Source organism: Lichenibacterium ramalinae, assembly GCF_004137085.1.
In the GTDB taxonomy this organism is placed as follows: Bacteria; Pseudomonadota; Alphaproteobacteria; order Rhizobiales; family Beijerinckiaceae; genus Lichenihabitans; species Lichenihabitans ramalinae.
This window is the reverse complement of record NZ_QYBC01000062.1, coordinates 1-1,470: the sequence shown is the minus strand read 5'-3', so window position 1 is coordinate 1,470 and position 1,470 is coordinate 1. Positions and strand designations below refer to the sequence as shown.

General features: G+C 70.0%; 1 protein-coding gene. It reads left to right on the top strand.

Annotated features, from left to right (window positions below):
* On the top strand, positions 1-1,452 hold a 1,452-nt coding region (locus D3272_RS27005), incomplete at its 5' end, for an IS701 family transposase (RefSeq protein ID WP_245496816.1).
* Positions 1,453-1,470: the final 18 nt, after the last annotated feature.

Genomic DNA, 1,470 nt, shown 5'->3' with positions numbered 1-1,470 from the left:
AGCTCGACTTTGGCCAATCAGGCGGTCAGGTCTGTGCGGGTTGACGAAGCGAGCGGGTGGGTGAGGCTGGCAGGGTTTCCGCCAAGAGACAACGCCATGCCGGACCTGCCCGCCCGTTTCGCCGCGCTGATCATCACCTTCGCGCCGCTCTTCGTCCAGCGTTCCTGGCTGCACGCCCGGGTGCTGCTGATCGGTGCCCTCCTGGCGCCTGGCCGGCGCACGGTGGCGAGCGTTCTGCGGATCACCGGCCACGCGCGCGACCGGCATTTCACAAACTATCATCGCGTGCTGAGCCGGGCGCCGTGGAGCGCCCGGGGTGGAGCCCGCATCCTGCTCGGGCATCTGGTGCGGGCTTTCGCGCCGCGGGGCCCGGTGGTCGTGGGGCTGGATGATACGATCGAGCGCCGGTGGGGACCGAAGATTGCGGCGCGCGGCATCTACCGGGACCCGGTACGCTCGTCGCACAGCCATTTCGTCAAAACGAGCGGCCTGCGCTGGATCAGCCTGATGCTGCTCGCCCCGATCCCGTGGGCGGGACGCGTGTGGGCGCTCCCGTTCCTGACTTCGCTCGTGCCGTCCGAGCGCTACAATGCCGCGAAAGGGCGCCGGCACAAGACGCTGCTGGACTACGGCCGGCAAATCGCCCTGCAGGCCCACCGCTGGCTTCCAGGCCGCGACCTCGTGCTCGTCGCCGACAGCAGCTTCTCGTCGCTGGTCTTCCTGCAGGCCCTTCGCCACCACGGGCTCACCGTGATCACGCGCCTGCGCCTGGATGCGGCGCTCTACGATCCGGCGCCACCCCGCGCACCCGGCACCATGGGCCGTCCGCGCAAGGCCGGGCGGCGCCTGGCGACGTTGGCCAAGATCGCGGCCGACCCGGCGACGACGTGGCAGTCCATCCAGGTCGAGACCTGGTACGGCGGCGGAGCGCGGGATCTGCTCACCGCTTCGGCCACCGCCGTGTGGCGCCACAACGGCCTGCCCGTGGTGCCAATCCGGTGGGTGCTGATCCGCGACCCGGCCAAGCCGGACGCGCCCGCTCAGGCCCTGCTGTGCACCGATCTCGACCGGACCCCGCAGCAGATCGTCATCTGGTTCGTCCGCCGCTGGTGCGTCGAGACCACCTTCGAGGAAGTCCGGACCCACCTCGGTGTTGAAACGCAGCGCCAGTGGTCCGACCGCGCCATCGCCCGCACCACGCCCTGCCTCCTGGCCCTGTTCTCCATCGTCACCCTGCTGGCCCGCCGCCTGCCGAAACGCCAGCGGCGCTCCGTGACGGCCGCCGCCTGGTACCCCAAGGCTCGCCCGACCTTCTCCGACGCTCTCGCGGCCGTCCGCCGCGCGATCTGGCGCGAACAGCATTTCCGAACATCGCCGCAGCAGACCGATCGCCGGAAAGTCCCCTTCAGAATGCCACAGGCCTGGGCCTACGCCCTCTGCAACGCAGCCTAAAAAGGCCAAAGTCGAGCT